Source organism: Psychrobacillus sp. FSL K6-1267 (genome assembly GCF_038003265.1).
Lineage (GTDB): Bacteria > Bacillota > Bacilli > Bacillales_A > Planococcaceae > Psychrobacillus > Psychrobacillus faecigallinarum.
In genome coordinates this window covers 3,680,432-3,697,057 of record NZ_JBBOOR010000001.1, presented here as the reverse complement: position 1 = coordinate 3,697,057, position 16,626 = coordinate 3,680,432, and the positions used below count along the sequence as shown (strand labels likewise).

The following is a 16,626-nucleotide window of genomic DNA, read 5'->3' as shown; positions in this document are numbered from 1 at the left end:
ATATGACTCTTTTGGGTGTGTTTATGACCGGATAGCGTGGAGTTATGACCGGATAGAAAAATTTATGACCGGATAGCGTGGGTTATGACCGGATAGAAAAATTTATGACCGGATAGCACGGAGTTATGACCGGGTAGAAAAATTTATTGTCGGATAGAGTGGAGTTATGATTGCATAAAAAAAATTATGACCGTTCAATGAAAAGGCCGGCTCTTCTCTATGAAAGCCGGCCTTTTTCTTTATTTGTCGCATAGCACAACAGGAGGATAGGAGTAATTTTTTAATCTGTTACGATTTGTTTGTAAGTTTCCTGTATGAAAGTTTTGTAAGGAGTGTCAGGCATTTCTTTTATAAGATCGAGTGCTTTTTGGGCAAATGCTTTTGCTTTCTCTGTTTGACCAATTGCTGTATAGCATAAGGCTAGATAAGCATCCTTTTCATAAAAAATTGATAAATCAATAGGATGGTTAATAACATCCTGTATTACTACCTGCTCCAGTTGTTCGATTGCTTCTTCAAATTGTTTTAAACCGTAAAAGGTTTTTCCTCTTTCTAATAGAAAGTAGTGAGTAAACAACTTGTCTTTTTCTAAATTATACGTTTTAAATAATTTGTCTGCTTCTTCATATTGCTTCTTATAAGAATTCAGGTAATGGGTTTTTACAAAAAAGGAGAAACGTTCTGCATCTATGTCGTCTGCAAAAACTCCATAAGCTTCTATTTTTTTTAAATAGTATTCTATTTTTTCCTCATCCCTGCTCATCATGGCATGGGCTGCCGCGATTCTATAAAGGTCATCTAAGTGGTAAAATGTTTTATTTTCTTTAGAATACTCAATTGCTTGATCCATAAGCTTTAATGCGGATTCATGGTCGCCTATTGCGTAGTAAAGCGCTGTTTCTACATAGTCAAAGTCAAGTCGAGAGACGGGGTCCATCCAAATTCCTTTTTTCTCTAAATCAGCACGTTCTTCTTGAAGGATGTTTAAGGCTTCCTGATATTTATGTTCTTGGAATTTAACTGCCGTTCGTACGATTCCAATTTTAGCTCTCCTAGCAGTGATATTTAACTTTTCATATATTTCTGCAGCCTGGTTCAACGGTTCTTCCCAGTCTTTTTTGTGTGCTTGGTGTTTACAGCGGCTATACATTTCTAGTAAACGAGCAGATTCATATCCCTGACCTAGCTTGGGCAAATAAGGCTCGACTAAATGTATTAATTGCTCATATTCATCGGATAGAACATCATAGTTTGTATTGAAAAGTATTTCAGCCTTCTCTAAAACTTCTCGTAATTCATGACCACTTACTTCTTCTAATAACTCAGATACTTCCACATTCAATTGATTCGCAATGTATTGTAGGCTTTCCATGGAAGGCTTTGCCTTATTATTTTCAATTAGACTGAGCATTCCTTTTGTTAACTCAGTACCTGCAAGAGCCTCTAGAGTCATCTTTTGTTGTTTTCTTAATGTACGTATTCGCTCTCCAAGCGTCTGCATAGCTTCACCTCATTTATCGTTAGTTTAATTATATTAAACTTTTTGTTGTAATGGAAGAATGAATATGATATTATTTGTTTAATAAAATTAAACTTTTAGTTTTTCAGAACTATTTAGGGTGAAATTGAAAAGGCTAAACAAAGGGGAAATAGTTATGGAAGAGGTATTAAAGTTAAAAAAAGCGACGTATCATTTGTGGACATTTACCATTAGCAAGCTCCTATCGACTTTTGGTGCACAAGTATATGCATTTGCTATCAGTTTTTACATTCTGCAGTTAACCGGATCTGCAACTAGCTTTGCAGCCAATCTAATCTGTAGTATTTTACCAAGAACTCTGTTGGCTCCATTTGCAGGCTATGCAGCCGATAAATATTCTAGAAAGGCCATTATAATTGGTGCTCAAATCGCTGCATCACTTGCAATAGGTGGATTATTAATCGTCAGTTTAACAACTGAGTTATCATTGTTTGCAATTTACACGACAACGGTTATTTTATCCATAACATCCACGTTTTCTGGAGTAACATTTAGTTCTTCTATGACAGGGTTAGTAGATGAATCAAGAATTCAAAAAGCAATGTCTCTAAACCAAATGTCGATTTCCTTTGCAGCAATCGGAAGTCCAGCGGTAGGAGGTATATTATACGGTACAGTGTCTATGCCGGTTTTTCTACAAATTTATTTAGCTGCGTCTATTATAGCTGTGATTTTAGAATCCACGATGAACTTTAAATTATTTGCTACAAGAAAAGAAGTAGTAGAAGGGGCACCAAAGGAATCCATGTTACAAAGCATCAAAGAAGGATTTTCTTATCTTATGAAGCAGCCTATATTAAAAATTATGATTTTCATCTCATTGATCGTTAACTTTTTGTTTGGAGCATTTCAAGTGGGATATTCGTTTATTCTAATCGAAAAATTAAAGCTTGACCCTGTCCATTTTGGTTATACAGAAATGGCCTTTGCCATTGGAATGCTGCTAATGTCTATTTACTTCTCCAGCACAAAGGAGTTAAAATATCCATTTCTTGTATCGAAGTGGAGTATAGTTGCAACTGGAATTTTATTAGGGGCCATTGCTACGCCACTATTGGTTAATATGTCATATTTTGTGACCACTCTATTTTACATCATAGTTCTATTTGCTTTCGGGGTTTCTATGATTGTCACCAATACGCCAATAATGGTCATGATGCAAAAAACGATTGATGACGATTACAAAGGGAGAGTATTTTCTATTTTAGAAACAGGATCCATGGCGTTAATGCCACTTGGGATGGTTATCTTTGGGTTTCTGTATGATGTGCTAGCGGCAGAGCTTATCTTAATCGTGTCAAGCATCCTCCTAATAGCGATTGTATTAGTGCTTGCAAGACCGACCGTCATTAAATTAGCACATCCTGAGCTTTCGAAAGGTAGAGAAGACGCTTCTCCAGAACCTCAGCCGGAGTAAGAAATTGACAGCCGTGATATGGGCAAGGTGCGAAGCTGGGAAACACGAATATTTGTAAGTCTGTTGATTGGAACGGCAGGCGGCGACTCCTGTGGGAGAGTGAGGAAGATAAGCCATTATTAACTGGTCGCGAGTTTCGATGATGGCTTTCGCTCGCCGGAAATCATTATTCGCTCTTCATTAGTAGTGTTTTCTCACATAAATAGAATCAGCTTCTTTTAAAATAAAAAATGCCAAGGGAAATAACTCCTTGGCATTTTCCTATACTGTTCTTTTTAATGTTTTAGTTGATTTGCGATAACCAAAAATTAAACCAATTGCTAGAATCGCGAGAATACCAGATAAAACATAAATATTATCCGGCTGTTTAGTGAATAACCATGCGAATAAAAGCGGACCGATAATGCGTCCCAGATTATCCATTGAGTAAGTCATTCCAGCTGCTGTTCCATATCGACCACCAGATTCCTTAGAGGTCAGCGATACAATAGTAGTTCTTGCAAGGGCGTTACCTGCGGTGAATACGCAAAGGGAAAACCCTGCCCAAAAAATATTAGTTGTAAACACTGTCATAACTAATCCGATAGCCGTAACGATTTGTGCATATATCAACCAGGTTGTCTCCGTTCCATTCTTGATCCGTCGAACGACTCCTCCTTGAATTGCTGCATCGACAAATCCACTGAACATGAATAGATAGCCAATTTGTAAAGGTGTTATAGAGACTCTTTCAATTTGAAATAACTGAAAGGTTGCCTCTAAGCCTGCTAGCAGGAAAGTAACCATGAAGGAGAATAGGAATAAGTATTTAATGCGATAGGACCACAAACTTAAAGCTCCCTTAGGAAGTAACGCGCGTTTGTTAGCTTCACCAGTACGTGTAGGTTCTTTTAAAATTATCAAAGCATAAACAAAAATAACTAACAATAGAATAGCGGAGACGATAAACGGAGTTTCTAAGCTTATATGTCCTAAAACTCCTCCAATTGCTGGTCCAAAGATAAACCCTAATCCAATAGACATTCCCATGAATCCCATATACTTATTACGATTTTCTTCATCCGATAAATCTGCTATAAAACCAGTTACTGCTGTATAAAGCGCCCCTGAAAATAATCCACCTACTACACGAGAGAGGTAGAGCATGAACAATGAATCAAAAAATAAGGAAAATAACCAAAAGCTTAAACTAAAACCAACTAAACCTATTAAAATGAGCATTTTACGTCCAATTCGGTCAGATAGCATTCCCCATAAAGGAGCTGTGAAAAAGGACGCCAAAGCGTAGACTGTCAGTAATCCTCCTACATGCACCTCGTTGTAGTTTTCTTGGAGTATAACCTCAGGTAATACGGGGATAATAAGCCCGAAACCAAGATAGACCAAAAATTGGACTGACATTAATATAAAGAGAGATTTTTTCATTGTAAAACCTGCTTTCTCAAACCATATCCTTTATATTACATCTTTCTTCAGGATTTTTCATCTCGAAATGGTGCAGAGAAAATGCGGTATTATCAAAAAAGCTACCCTATTTTTACAAGGATAGCTCCACCTGTTTAATAACTTCTTGGTTCGGATATACTTTGTATAGCTTCGGAAACTTCTTGAATATGAGGAAAAGGAAAGGCTAAATCTGCAAGGGATACAAAGCCTACTAAAGTCCCATCCTCCACAACGGGGAGTCGACGAACCTGATTTTCACCCATCACATTAGAAGCATCTACTGTAGTATCCTGTGGTGAAACAGAAATGACTGATTTAGTCATGACTTCTTCCACTTTACATTTAACGTCTTTAGCAACAGCTCGGGTTACAATATCGCGGTCAGTTATCATCCCAACGAGTTTGTTTTTGCTTACTACGGGTAAACAACCGATATCCAATGAACGCATTTGCTCGGCAACTTCGTTCACGTAATCTTGGGGACTACACGTAATCACTTGCTTGCTCATTACATCTTGTACAATCATCGATATCACTCCTTTAAAGGTTAGGATGGTTTACAATTGCGTAAAATATGTAATAAAAATGAAAGGTTTAGACTATGTAAAAAGTGGTATGATAAGGTAAGAATAAATAAAAATAAAAGAAACTTTTTAAATATAAATTCGTAATAATAATTGGAAGGGACTGAGGTGGATTGGCTAAGGAAGTTGATTTAAAGAAAATTGTAAGTAATCTATCGAAACTTGGTGTGACTGTTACAATGACAAAATCTAGACTTGAAATGCTTAAGGCTTTATCACCACCAGCACAAAGTCCACATGTGCACTCCTAAAAAAAGAGAGACTTGTAAATTCGTTTAAAACGAACGCTCAAGTCTCTTTTTTTATGTGGAAAGAGGAGGCTAACACCGCAGTATGCAGCGAGCCTCCTCTGTAATTTATTCATCCTCGTTTTTAGCGAACATATAAGTTTTATGATGGAACTTCATACTAAATACTAAACCAATGGCGAGCATATTACCCATAAGCGAACTACCACCATAGCTTATAAATGGTAAAGGTATCCCAGTTATAGGTAGCAGTTGAATTGTCATGCCGATATTCTCGAAAACATGGAAAGTAATCATCGCAATAATTCCTGCACACACATACGTGCTGTACATATCCTTAAGCTGTAAAGTAATTTTCGTTAGATGATAGATAAGTAAAAAGTAAAGACTGATTACGACACTGGCACCGACAAAGCCATATTCTTCTCCGATAACGGCAAAGATAAAGTCTGTATGATTTTCAGGTACATATACTACCCGACCACCATATCCTTTACCGAAAACTTCTCCTGATCCAATAGCATTCAATGCGCTTATTAGATGCATTCCTTCATTAGAAGCATATGAATATGGATCTATCCAAGAATAGATACGAGCAAATTGGTAAGGTTCGAAGTTGAAATGCTTGGCAAGGAAATCCTGCGCATACAAGGCCATCCACAACAAAAATCCGCCAATGCTAGCTCCACCTAAAAATAAAGGTAAAATAATTTTCCATGAGATTCCTGCTACGACGATTAACGCAGCGGTAATGGCTAAGAAAACTAAGGATGTACCTAAATCGGGCTGAAGCATGATAAAAGCTAAAGGTATTATTAAGGTTATTCCTATTTTCCCCAACAAAATAAAGTCTGTTTTAATTGTTTTCATCGCATACTGTTCATGATGATAGGTTATAAGGCGAGCTAATCCTAAAATATAAAAGGTCTTCATAAATTCGGCTGGCTGAATGTCTCCTATCGGTAAATGAAACCAGCTTTTTGCTCCATTCCGCGGTTCTACTAATGACAAGCTGTCTGGAAGTATAGCGAGAAGGGCTAATAGGAAAACTCCTATTCCGAATATATACCAAGCCATCTTTTTATATTGCTCAGGCTCAAAAAACATAACTAATCCAATAATAACGCAACCAACTAAATACCAAAAAAGCTGCTTCGATACAAAGTTATAGCTTGCATATTGACCTGTAGTCTGAGCTGAAGAAATAGCTAACAAGCTAACAATTAAAAATAATAATATGATAAAAGCTAATGTCCAATCGAAGCGATCAGCGAAGCCTTTTTTATTTTCCATAAAAATCACCTAGATTTCTTTCTAATTACAAATTTTTGTTACATTTTCCCTCTCTTAAATCGAGGGAAACACACTTTTTCTATTATAGCCTAAATACTCGCTTTTTGCTTGTGAGTAATATAGACGATATTACAAAAACAGTTGTTTCGTTTAAATGAAATTATGCTAATATATATCTTATATGAGGAGTGAATTCAGTGGCTAAAAAAGAGAGAGATATAGATGATTATTTAGCTCATCTATATGTTCATACAAATGAGATAGAGCATTTTGCATTATTTAGTGGGATTTCAGTTCAACAATTTTTGAAGTTTACTGATTTGCCCTTCCTATTATTGTTAAAGCATCGATATGAAGATTCTTCTTTTAATATGCATACGCAAATGGAGTTCATAGGAAAAAATCAATATGCACACTTTTTAAAGGAAATGGCTGAAAAGTCCTTTTCGCTGTGTTTATTAGATTTCTCGGATGAACGAAAATTAAATATGCTAACGCCACAGGAACAAGCTGAACTTTTATATATAGCTCACAAGAAGGAAGCTTTTCGCTCACCATTCTATCATCATCTTCAAAATCGATTTGTTTATATGACTGATGAGGATCAGCATATTACTAAAATATACTTTAGAGATCATGAAGATTTTTATTATTTAATTGCTGACTGGTTTAACCAACAGATTAAAGATAAAACAAAATCTACTGCATTTTGGAGAAAAAAGAATAACGTTATATTGCCAGAGCTTTCCTCTACCACAGTGGAGAGGTATACAGACTTTTATGAGGACGGAGTAATTATGTCTTTATTCCGAAGTGATAAAACCAATTATGGGATTGAGATACGTTGCTTACCGGAAAATATTTTCCCGGATGAGGTGCTAGAGGATATTAAGCACCATATAAAAAGACCATATGATTTCATAATAGAAGTATAAGGGAACGCTTTTGCTACATTTCGTTGCAAAAGCGTTTATTATGTATATGAGGTGATTGAGATTGGCTTGGATTCTACTAGTAATTGCAGGATTAACTGAAATCATATGGGCGATCGGTTTAAAGGAAGCGCATGGCTTCACAGAGCTAGTCCCGTCCATCATCACAATATTATTTCTTATAATAAGCTTTTTTTTATTCGCGAGGGCGATGAAGACGATTCCAATAGGAACTGCATATGCTATATTTACCGGAATAGGAGCTGCCGGCACGGCGATTGTCGGAATTCTTTGGTTTAATGAACCAGTTAGTATAGGGAAAATTGTGTTTTTATGTATATTACTCTTCGGCATTATAGGTCTGAAGCTAAGTGATACCGAGGAGGTGGAATAATGGAATGGATTACACTAATTGCTGCGGGATTATTTGAGGTGGCCTTTGTTATTTGCATGAAGCTCTCCAATGGCTTTACAAACAAAAAATTTACAGCCCTTACCATTATTTCTGCTTCTTTAAGTTTCTTTTTACTATCGTTGGCTTTAAGGGATATTTCTGTGGGTACAGGATATGCAGTGTGGACTGGAATAGGAGCAGCGGGAAGTGTGTTAGTCGGTATGTACTTCTTTAACGAAAAGAAGAGCCGTCTGAAATTATTCTTTTTAAGCTGTATTATATTTGGAGTCGTAGGTCTTAAACTTTTTGGCTAATGGTTCATGTATTAATATTAGAAGTGATAAAATAGAAATATCCAAAACGTGGAGGTAACAAGTGATGAAATTGAAATTAGGATTATTATATGGTGGGAAATCTGCAGAACATGAGGTTTCTTTATTAACAGCAAGAGCAGTTTCTCAAGCAATTGATTTTGATAAATATGAAGTATACCCCGTCTTTATCTCAAAGGAAGGAGAATGGAGAAAGGGTCAAAAGCTATTAGGTCCTGTGGAAACAGTAGAAACACTTCAATTTGGGGATGATACAGGGAAAGCGAATGACATAACTAGCTTCCTGCCGGCGGAGAACTCTTCACAAGAGCTTGATGCATCGACTGGTAATGAAGGATTAGATGTGATATTCCCGTTGCTTCACGGCCCAAATGGAGAGGATGGTACCGTTCAGGGATTACTAGAAGTATTGAACTTGCCATATGTGGGAAATGGAGTATTAGCTTCAGCTGCTGGAATGGATAAAGTAGTTATGAAGCAACTTTTTGCACAAGCAGGTTTAAAGCAGGTTCCTTTTGTACATTTCATCCGTAAAGAGTGGAAAAACAATCAAGCGTTATTACTTGAAAAGATTGAGAGCAGCTTGAAGTGGCCATTATTTGTCAAGCCAGCTAATCTAGGCTCTAGTGTTGGGATAACGAAAGCAAATAATCGTGAGGAACTAATAAAGGCAATCGACCTTGCTTTTAAATATGATCGTAAAATCCTAGTAGAACAAGGTATTGTAGCTCGTGAAATAGAAATGAGTGTTTTAGGAAATGACACGCCAAGATGTTCGGTTGCTGGAGAAGTATTACCAACGAAAGACTTCTATGATTACTCTGCAAAATATATAGATGGCACTACAAACTATGCTATTCCAGCAAAAGTATCGGATAGATTGCAAAAATCATTAGAGGATGCTGCAATTCGTGCATTCAAAGTGTTAGACTGCTCTGGATTGGTTCGCGCAGATTTCTTTGTTACGGATACAGAAGAGGTATTAATCAATGAAGTGAACACGATGCCTGGCTTCACACCAATTAGCATGTATCCAAAGCTTTGGATGGCTTCTGGCTTATCATACTCAGACCTAATCGAGGAGTTAATATCACTAGCTATCGAACGCTATGAGGAAAAACAGCAGCTTGAGCATTCAAAGGACGGAGAGTGACTAAGTTGAAAAAGACATTAGCACAAATTGCAAAGTGGTTAGGATTAGAACAGCCAACTAGTAACCCTGTAGTTACAGGGGTATCTATTAATACACGCACATTAAGACCAGGAGATTTATTTATTCCCTTTCGTGGTGAGAATGTGAATGGTCATAAATTTGTAGAGGCTGCATTTGAAAATGGAGCAGCTGCAGCATTTTGGTTAAAGGATGAGCCGAATCCTCCGAAGGATGTTCCCTTACTCTTTGTAGAAAGTAGTGAAGAGGCACTTCAGCAGATGGCTCGAGCTTATCGGTCTGAGCTTTCTACGGTATTTATAGGAATCACGGGCTCTAACGGTAAAACTTCCACAAAGGACTTGCTAGCAGGTATGCTTACCCCTTACTTCCGAGTGAAGAAAACAGAAGGAAATTTTAACAATGAGCTAGGTCTTCCTCTTACTATTCTTTCTTTAGAGGAAGATACCGAGTATGCAGTACTTGAGATGGGTATGAGCTCTTTCGGAGAAATAGAGTTCCTTTCTAATATGGCAAAACCGACATACGCAGTTATAACTAACATCGGAGAGGCACATATGCAAGATCTAGGTTCTCGTGAAGGTATTGCAAAAGCAAAATTTGAAATTATTTCTGGTTTAGCCAAGGACGGACTACTTGTTTATGATGGTGATGAACCGCTTTTGAAACCATTCATATCAAATGTTCCCGATCTAAACACTAAATCCTTTGGCACTGATGAGTTAAATGATTTACGTATTGAACAGGTGACTTTTACAGAACAGGGAAGTAGTTTTATGGTAAGTGGTGAGCTAAACGAAGAAATGACTATACCTGTTCTTGGGGAGCATCAGGTGAAAAACACCTTGGCAGCTATACTGATTGGGAAGGAAATTGGACTGTCTGCCCAGCAAATGCGTGAGGCATTAAAGCAAATCGTACTAACAGATATGCGAATGCAGGTCATCGAAGCAAAGAATGGCAGTATCTTTATAAACGATGCCTATAATGCGGCGCCAACTTCTATGAAAGCTGCCATTCACTTTCTAGAAAAATCGACTATTAAACCAGATAAGTGGTTAGTGCTAGGGGATATGCTAGAGCTTGGTCCAAATGAAAAATCATTCCATGAAGAAATTAGTCATTCGATTTCCAATGAGGTATTCTCTGGTATTTGTTTATTTGGTCCACGTATGAAATGGTTATATGACCAGCTGGCAGATAAATTCAGTGAACAACAGCTAAAATGGGTGGAAGATGATTATGAATCGCTTATATCTTTTTTAAATTCAAACATTAAGAAGGATTCTATTGTTTTAGTGAAGGGTTCAAGGGGAATGAGATTAGAAAAGGTTATTGAACCCTTTCAAAAATAGTAGCTATAGGAGAGTAGGTCTTACATGAAAACAGGAATACTTTGCATACATGGTTTTACTGGAGGTCCATACGAGGTGCAGCCTTTCGTGGACTACTTGGAAGCAAATACAGACTGGCAAATTGTAGTTCCTACTCTTCCTGGTCATGGAGAAATTTTAGAATTAAAAAGCTTAACCGCCGAATCGTGGATGATGGCTGCCGAACAGGCACTGCGTATGCTTCAAAAGGAAGTAGATCGTGTGTATGTAGTTGGCTTTTCTATGGGCGGAATTATTGCCATTTATTTAGCTCTGCGCTATAAAATTGATAAAATGGTTTTATTAAGTGCTGCCGCAAAATACATAAATCCAGCACAGCTGTTACATGATATAGGGGACGTAGCAAAAAAAATAGTGGAAGGTAAGTCTGAAGAAAATACACTTTTCCAAATCTATAGTAAAAAGCTACGTGCAACCCCTATTCCAGCAGCTTTAGAATTTGTACGCCTGGTTAAGATGGTAGAACCCTATTATGAGCAAATTACTATCCCTGTATGTCTAGTCCAAGGGAAAAAGGATGGTATAGTTCCTTATACGGCAGCGCCCTTCTTATTTGACCACATTAAATCTACAAACAAGCAGCTAATCTTTTCGGATAGCGGAAAGCATCATATTTGCTATAGCGATGATTGTCAGAATTGGTTTCCACAAGCTCTTGCATTTTTAAGGGAAGAAGTGCAGGAAAAGATTTGTTAACTACTGGATATAAATTCGAATTCATTGCAACTAGCAAAATTGCATGCTATACTACGTTTAGAACAATGGATACATTTTGTGTGAAGACTCTTCAGCGTTTATTGAAGAGTACTTTTTTTTGAACATAACGGTTTGTTTACGCAAGAATTAACGAACCGCTCGGCAAAAGACCGGGCTTTCCCTTTATATAAGACCCCTCTGATCTAAAACCACAGAGAATTTTAAGTAACGGAAACGTTCCTCGTATAGGCTCGAATTTGCCAATTTCATCTGAAAATGTAACCATTTGTCAAAACAGAACAAAAAGGAGATTAAAATTTTGACAAATTTTTCAGAATTAAATATTAGCGCTTCTACACTAAAATCCGTACAACGAATGGGATTTGAAGAAGCTACACCAATCCAAGAAGGTACTATTACTCATGCTATGGAAGGCCGCGATATTATTGGCCAAGCACAAACAGGTACTGGTAAAACTGCCGCTTTCGGTATTCCGATGATTGAAAAAATTGACCCTAAAAACCCTAATATCCAATCTTTAATCATTGCTCCAACACGTGAACTTGCAATTCAAGTTTCTGAAGAGCTATATAAATTGGGCTATGATAAAAAAGTTCGTTTACTTTCTGTATACGGAGGACAAGAAATTGGCCGTCAAATCCGTGCACTTAAAAACAAGCCACAAGTAATCGTTGGTACACCTGGTCGTATCCTTGACCATATTAACCGTCGTACTTTAAAGCTTGATCAAGTAGAAACATTAATCTTGGACGAAGCTGATGAAATGTTAAACATGGGCTTCATTGATGATATCAATACAATTTTAGAAAGTGTTCCAGACAATCGTCAAACTTTATTGTTCTCTGCGACTATGCCGGGACCAATTCGTAAAATTGCTGATAAATTCATGAAAGATCCAGTTGAAGTAAAGATTAAATCAAAAGAAATGACTGTTGAAAATATTGAGCAGTTCTATGTAAAAGCTACAGAGCGTGAAAAATTTGATTTCCTTTCAAGAATCTTGAACGTTCACCAACCAGAGCTTGCAATTATTTTTGGACGCACTAAACGTCGTGTAGACGAGCTTGCAAATGCCTTAAGTATTCGTGGCTACTTAGCTGAAGGAATTCACGGAGATTTAAGCCAAGCGAAGCGTATGTCTGTATTGAAGCAGTTCAAATCAAACAAAATTGACATACTTGTTGCAACAGATGTAGCTGCTCGTGGATTAGATATCTCAGGCGTTACTCACGTTTATAACTTTGATATTCCACAAGATCCAGAAAGCTATGTTCACCGTATCGGTCGTACAGGTCGTGCTGGTAAAAGTGGTATTGCCGTAACATTTGTTACTCCAAGAGAAATGGGCTACCTGCGCATTGTAGAAGACACTACGAAAAAGCGTATGACAGCTCTTCGTCCACCAAGCTCAGATGAAGCATTAGTTGGACAGCAACGTGTAGCAATTGAAGCTCTTACTGAAATTATTAACAAAAATGACTTAGGTGACTATCGTACACTTGCAGCAGAAATGCTTGAAAAGCACGAAGCTATTGATGTAGTTGCAGCAGCAATTAAATCAATGACAAAAGAGCCAGACGATACACCAATCTCACTTTCTGAAGAACGCCCATTACCTGCTCGTAGAGAGCGCAGTGGTGGCGGACGCAGCGGTGGCGGCGGATACAAAGGTAACCGTAGCGGCGGAGGACGTAGTTCATCAAGTCGTGGAAGTGATCGCGGATCTTCTCGTACAGGTGGCAGTTCACGTCCAAGCGGCCGTCGTAGCAGCGGACCACGTGACGGTTCTACTCAACGTAGCACAAGAACTCGTTCACCACGTAACGAAGGCTAATTCTAAAAAATATAAAGGTGAATCCAATTTATTGGATTCACCTTTTTTTATACATAAGCAGTATTGCAACATCCTAATACCACGAAACGCGTCATTTGATAAAAGCAGAATTCATTAATGCTTTATCTTGTATTTATAAATAAAGAAAAATTATGAACTCAATGTATGATAAAATGAAACATTTCCCTTTCACTTTCGTATACAATGACAAGAGAAGAGGTGCATAAGAATGCGAAGAGAACCGATTAACCGAATTTCCGTAAAAGGTTTAAGAGTTTGGAGAATTTATGGCATAATCCAGACCCTAATTGTTTTGTTATTAGGGATAGGGACAGGAGTTATCAACTACTTTACCGGAAATTATATATGGCTATACATAGTGGCAGGAGCAGTAGTATTGCTTGTCGGATATTTATTAATTTACTTATTTCCAAAGGTAAGATGGAGTAGATGGAGATACGAAGTAAGAGATCAGGAAATCGAGCTGCAGCACGGATTGTTTGTAGTAAAGAGAACACTGGTACCAATGGTTAGGGTGCAACATGTAGATACTGAGCAAGGACCAATTTTACGAAAGTATGGTTTAGCTTCTATCACAATTTCTACAGCAGCAACAAGTCACACTATCCCCGCGTTAATAACGGAGGAAGCAGATGAATTGCGCGGAAGAATATCAGTGCTTGCAAGGGTGGCGGAAGAAGATGTCTAAAGAAAAGTATAAGCTTCATCCGATTTCAGCCTTGATTAATTTTGTAAAAGTGTTAAAGGAAATGATTCTTCCATTAATCGTTTTATTGGTGGTGAATGGTTTTGGAGACGATTCAAACTTTTGGTCTGGACTTTTCACATATGGAATTTATGCAATAGTACTTTTATTCATGTTAGTGAGTGGAATTATCAAGTGGAAGAGATTCCGCTATTGGTTTGAAGATGGAGAACTCAGAATAGAATATGGACTTTTTGTAAAGAAAAAGCGTTATATCCCTTTTGACCGCATTCAAAGCCTCAACTATACAGAAGGTATTTTCCATAGACCTTTTGGATTGGTTAAGGTAAAAGTAGAAACTGCAGGAGGAGGGCCAACAAAGGAGGCCGACGCTGAGCTCACTGCGATTAGTAAGGAAGCTGCAGAACAAATAAAAAAAGAGATAATGCTGGCTAAAAGTCAAGAAACTCCAATTCTAGAAGAGGGAATAGAGATTACAGAAACCATGAAGGAAGAAAAAAAGCCAATCTTTCGTATGTCTACAAAGGAACTGTTGGTTCTAGCAAGTACCTCAGGTGGAGTAGGTGTATTCTTTTCTGGTCTTGCAGTATTTGCATCCCAGTTCTCTGAATTGATACCTTACGAGAGAATTTATAATGAGATTATGATTTTCATTAAATTTGGTGTACTCATGGTAGCATTAGTTGTTTTCTCTGTTTTACTCGTTGCATGGGCAGTTTCTGTCTTGCTAACTTTCATCAACTATTATGATTTTACAATTAGAATAGAGGATGAGGAGATTATTATTACTAGAGGGCTTCTAGAGAAAAAGAAAATCACCATTCCTTTAACGCGCATACAAGGAATACGCTTAATAGAAAATCCCCTTCGTCAGCTCACTGGATATGCCACGGTAACTGTAGATAGCGCGGGAGGATCAATGGCAGAAAAAGACGAAACGATTCGTCTGCTTCCATTAATAAAAAAAACAGAAATAAATCCTATTTTAGAAGAGATTTTTCCGGAATTTCAGCTACAGCCTAGCTTTCAAAGAGTTCCAAACAAATCTAGAAAGTTTTTCTATCGCTTAGACTTGCTGTGGATTATACCTATAGCCGCTGCAGTCATTTACTTCTTTTATCCATATGGATTATTATCTCTGCTATTAATACCTGCTAGTTTTGGCTTAGGAGTTTGGCAAAAGAAAACTGCCGGCTTTTATATAGAGGAAACACAGTTAGTCGCTCAATATCGATTATTTAGTAGAGTGACCGTTTGGATGGAAAAGAGACGAATTCAGTCTATGACTGCTCGAACAACATATTTTCAAAAGAAATCAGATGTTGCATCTATAGTGGTGACCATTAAATCTGGAGTTGGAGGGGCAGAAACAGTGATTCCCCACATAGAAAAAGTGGATTCGGAAAAACTATTAAACTGGTATGAACCAACACGAAAATCTAAAACAATCATAGAAAAAGAACAGTCCGAATAAGGGCTGTTCTTTTCATTTCATCTTATGAGATTTTTTATGATTTACTATACTACTGTATACGGATTTTTCTTTTTCTTCTTCCAAGAGCCAATTCGCTTAGGATGAAAGAAAACCATTCCTAGGATAAAACCAGTGATTAATCCACCAATATGTGCGGTCACACCTACATTCGGCTGTAGGAACGAGAGTATGACACCGATAACGATGATTGGAATAATGATTTGTCTAAGCTGTGGTAACAAGTGCTTCGTGTAATGGACTAATGCCGCAAACGCGCCTAAAATTCCATAGATTGCCCCACTGGCACCAAGACTTGCGTAGTTCCAGTCATGAATCAAATAAGTGGCCACATTTCCGATAAAACCAGAAAGGAAGTAAATTGTTAAAAATCTTGCCTTTCCTGAAAGCTGCTCTAATTCCGGGCCAAATATATATAAAGAGAACATATTAAATAGTAGGTGAGCAAAACCTGAATGCAGGAACATTGGAGTGATCAGTCTCCAATACTCTCCTTCTGCAATGAGGAGGTTGACACCCATTCCAAAATAACGCAAATATATTCCATAAACCGGTATAATAGTTAACAGGAAAATAATAATATTTATAGCCAATAATGTAGATACAACAGGATATAATTTTATGTATTCTTTAAAACTTTCTCTTCTTGAAAACATACTGTCACCTCGGATTTCTTACTATATAGTATATCTTGAAAAGGCCATATTTGAAAGGAAGAACAATTATGATTATCGGTATAGGGTTAGATATAACAGAAATAAAAAAAATAGAGTCCATTTTATTAAAAACCTCTAAATTTATTCCACGAGTTTTAACGAAAAAAGAAATAGAAATAATGGAGACTTTATCATCCTCAAGGCAATTAGAATTTGTAGCAGGGAGATTTGCAGCAAAAGAAGCATTTTCCAAGGCTTTAGGCACTGGAATAGGAAAAAGTTGTAGCTTTCAGGATATAGAAATTTTAAAAGAAAGTAATGGTAAACCTGTACTATATTTTAAGGAAAAGCCTCTAAATGGCTTTGTTTCAATCACTCACACAAAAGATTATGCTGCCGCACAAGTAATTCTTCAATCATAACCGGTCGTCCACCTACATACAATGAAC

At 37.3% G+C, this 16,626-nt stretch carries 17 protein-coding genes; 12 read left to right on the top strand and 5 right to left on the bottom strand.

Features of this window, described 5'->3' with window-relative positions; translation table 11 throughout:
• Positions 1 to 280: 280 nt before the first annotated feature.
• Complete coding sequence (locus tag MHB55_RS18960; RefSeq protein ID WP_151112484.1) at positions 281 to 1,501, bottom strand: helix-turn-helix domain-containing protein; 1,221 nt, start codon at positions 1,499 to 1,501, stop codon at positions 281 to 283.
• A gap of 154 nt (positions 1,502 to 1,655) precedes the next feature.
• Between MHB55_RS18960 and MHB55_RS18955 the strand changes: the two genes are divergently transcribed.
• Complete coding sequence (locus MHB55_RS18955) at positions 1,656 to 2,957, top strand: MFS transporter (RefSeq protein WP_340863830.1); 1,302 nt, start codon at positions 1,656 to 1,658, stop codon at positions 2,955 to 2,957.
• A gap of 261 nt (positions 2,958 to 3,218) precedes the next feature.
• Here MHB55_RS18955 and MHB55_RS18950 read toward each other — a convergent pair whose 3' ends face one another.
• Both MHB55_RS18950 and MHB55_RS18945 read right to left on the bottom strand, forming a co-directional pair.
• Positions 3,219 to 4,382, bottom strand: a complete 1,164-nt coding sequence (locus MHB55_RS18950; RefSeq protein ID WP_151112488.1) for an MFS transporter — start codon at positions 4,380 to 4,382, stop codon at positions 3,219 to 3,221.
• 134 nt (positions 4,383 to 4,516) lie between these two features.
• Entirely contained in the window at positions 4,517 to 4,930 is a 414-nt protein-coding gene (locus tag MHB55_RS18945) for a CBS domain-containing protein (RefSeq protein ID WP_191697903.1), read from the bottom strand.
• Positions 4,931 to 5,100: 170 nt separating this feature from the next.
• On the opposite strand from MHB55_RS18945, the gene MHB55_RS18940 reads away from it, so the two are divergent.
• The gene (locus MHB55_RS18940; RefSeq protein WP_186318209.1) at positions 5,101 to 5,238 is read left to right on the top strand and encodes an Lmo0850 family protein; all 138 of its coding nucleotides are present in this window, start codon (positions 5,101 to 5,103) and stop codon (positions 5,236 to 5,238) included.
• Positions 5,239 to 5,343: 105 nt separating this feature from the next.
• Here the strand turns inward: MHB55_RS18940 and MHB55_RS18935 are convergent, their stop codons facing one another.
• Positions 5,344 to 6,528: an FtsW/RodA/SpoVE family cell cycle protein gene (locus MHB55_RS18935; RefSeq protein ID WP_144539583.1), complete on the bottom strand. Its 1,185-nt coding sequence runs from the start codon at positions 6,526 to 6,528 to the stop codon at positions 5,344 to 5,346.
• A gap of 197 nt (positions 6,529 to 6,725) precedes the next feature.
• Here MHB55_RS18935 and MHB55_RS18930 point away from each other — a divergent pair, with 197 nt between their 5' ends.
• The 9 genes from MHB55_RS18930 to MHB55_RS18890 all read left to right on the top strand — a co-directional run bounded on the left by MHB55_RS18930 (position 6,726) and on the right by MHB55_RS18890 (position 15,503).
• The gene (locus MHB55_RS18930; RefSeq protein WP_144539585.1) at positions 6,726 to 7,463 is read left to right on the top strand and encodes a hypothetical protein; all 738 of its coding nucleotides are present in this window, start codon (positions 6,726 to 6,728) and stop codon (positions 7,461 to 7,463) included.
• 61 nt (positions 7,464 to 7,524) lie between these two features.
• The gene (gene sugE, locus MHB55_RS18925; RefSeq protein WP_144539587.1) at positions 7,525 to 7,854 is read left to right on the top strand and encodes a quaternary ammonium compound efflux SMR transporter SugE; all 330 of its coding nucleotides are present in this window, start codon (positions 7,525 to 7,527) and stop codon (positions 7,852 to 7,854) included.
• Positions 7,854 to 8,168 (top strand): DMT family transporter, encoded by a 315-nt coding sequence (locus MHB55_RS18920; protein ID WP_144539589.1) that lies wholly within the window; start codon positions 7,854 to 7,856, stop codon positions 8,166 to 8,168. Before sugE ends, MHB55_RS18920 begins: the two co-directional genes overlap by 1 nt.
• Positions 8,169 to 8,232: 64 nt before the next feature.
• Positions 8,233 to 9,339 (top strand): D-alanine--D-alanine ligase, encoded by a 1,107-nt coding sequence (locus tag MHB55_RS18915; protein ID WP_151112490.1) that lies wholly within the window; start codon positions 8,233 to 8,235, stop codon positions 9,337 to 9,339.
• Between the two features lie 5 nt (positions 9,340 to 9,344).
• Positions 9,345 to 10,712, top strand: coding sequence for a UDP-N-acetylmuramoyl-tripeptide--D-alanyl-D-alanine ligase (locus MHB55_RS18910; RefSeq protein WP_151112492.1), 1,368 nt, complete (start codon positions 9,345 to 9,347; stop codon positions 10,710 to 10,712).
• Positions 10,713 to 10,736: 24 nt separating this feature from the next.
• On the top strand, positions 10,737 to 11,447 hold the full coding sequence (locus MHB55_RS18905) for an alpha/beta hydrolase (protein ID WP_144539595.1): 711 nt from the start codon (positions 10,737 to 10,739) through the stop codon (positions 11,445 to 11,447).
• A 319-nt stretch (positions 11,448 to 11,766) separates the two neighbouring features.
• On the top strand, positions 11,767 to 13,302 hold the full coding sequence (locus tag MHB55_RS18900) for a DEAD/DEAH box helicase (protein ID WP_144539597.1): 1,536 nt from the start codon (positions 11,767 to 11,769) through the stop codon (positions 13,300 to 13,302).
• Positions 13,303 to 13,531: 229 nt separating this feature from the next.
• Positions 13,532 to 14,011 (top strand): PH domain-containing protein, encoded by a 480-nt coding sequence (locus MHB55_RS18895; protein ID WP_340863829.1) that lies wholly within the window; start codon positions 13,532 to 13,534, stop codon positions 14,009 to 14,011.
• Positions 14,004 to 15,503 (top strand): PH domain-containing protein, encoded by a 1,500-nt coding sequence (locus MHB55_RS18890; RefSeq protein ID WP_340863828.1) that lies wholly within the window; start codon positions 14,004 to 14,006, stop codon positions 15,501 to 15,503. The genes MHB55_RS18895 and MHB55_RS18890 overlap by 8 nt, the downstream gene beginning before the upstream one ends.
• Before the next feature lie 44 nt (positions 15,504 to 15,547).
• Here MHB55_RS18890 and MHB55_RS18885 read toward each other — a convergent pair whose 3' ends face one another.
• The gene (locus MHB55_RS18885; protein WP_340863827.1) at positions 15,548 to 16,177 is read right to left on the bottom strand and encodes a rhomboid family intramembrane serine protease; all 630 of its coding nucleotides are present in this window, start codon (positions 16,175 to 16,177) and stop codon (positions 15,548 to 15,550) included.
• A 68-nt stretch (positions 16,178 to 16,245) separates the two neighbouring features.
• On the opposite strand from MHB55_RS18885, the gene acpS reads away from it, so the two are divergent.
• Complete coding sequence (acpS, locus tag MHB55_RS18880; protein WP_144539605.1) at positions 16,246 to 16,599, top strand: holo-ACP synthase; 354 nt, start codon at positions 16,246 to 16,248, stop codon at positions 16,597 to 16,599.
• Positions 16,600 to 16,626 lie beyond the last annotated feature (27 nt).

What these genes read in the sequence shown, in the direction of transcription:
- MHB55_RS18960 (WP_151112484.1), bottom strand. Translation starts at nt 1,501, where the DNA reads ATGCAGACGCTTGGAGAGCGAATACGTACATTAAGAAAACAACAAAAG.
- MHB55_RS18955 (WP_340863830.1), top strand. Translation starts at nt 1,656, where the DNA reads ATGGAAGAGGTATTAAAGTTAAAAAAAGCGACGTATCATTTGTGGACA.
- MHB55_RS18950 (WP_151112488.1), bottom strand. Translation starts at nt 4,382, where the DNA reads ATGAAAAAATCTCTCTTTATATTAATGTCAGTCCAATTTTTGGTCTAT.
- MHB55_RS18945 (WP_191697903.1), bottom strand. Translation starts at nt 4,930, where the DNA reads ATGATTGTACAAGATGTAATGAGCAAGCAAGTGATTACGTGTAGTCCC.
- MHB55_RS18935 (WP_144539583.1), bottom strand. Translation starts at nt 6,528, where the DNA reads ATGGAAAATAAAAAAGGCTTCGCTGATCGCTTCGATTGGACATTAGCT.
- MHB55_RS18920 (WP_144539589.1), top strand. Translation starts at nt 7,854, where the DNA reads ATGGAATGGATTACACTAATTGCTGCGGGATTATTTGAGGTGGCCTTT.
- MHB55_RS18915 (WP_151112490.1), top strand. Translation starts at nt 8,233, where the DNA reads ATGAAATTGAAATTAGGATTATTATATGGTGGGAAATCTGCAGAACAT.
- MHB55_RS18905 (WP_144539595.1), top strand. Translation starts at nt 10,737, where the DNA reads ATGAAAACAGGAATACTTTGCATACATGGTTTTACTGGAGGTCCATAC.
- MHB55_RS18895 (WP_340863829.1), top strand. Translation starts at nt 13,532, where the DNA reads ATGCGAAGAGAACCGATTAACCGAATTTCCGTAAAAGGTTTAAGAGTT.
- MHB55_RS18890 (WP_340863828.1), top strand. Translation starts at nt 14,004, where the DNA reads ATGTCTAAAGAAAAGTATAAGCTTCATCCGATTTCAGCCTTGATTAAT.
- MHB55_RS18885 (WP_340863827.1), bottom strand. Translation starts at nt 16,177, where the DNA reads ATGTTTTCAAGAAGAGAAAGTTTTAAAGAATACATAAAATTATATCCT.
- acpS (WP_144539605.1), top strand. Translation starts at nt 16,246, where the DNA reads ATGATTATCGGTATAGGGTTAGATATAACAGAAATAAAAAAAATAGAG.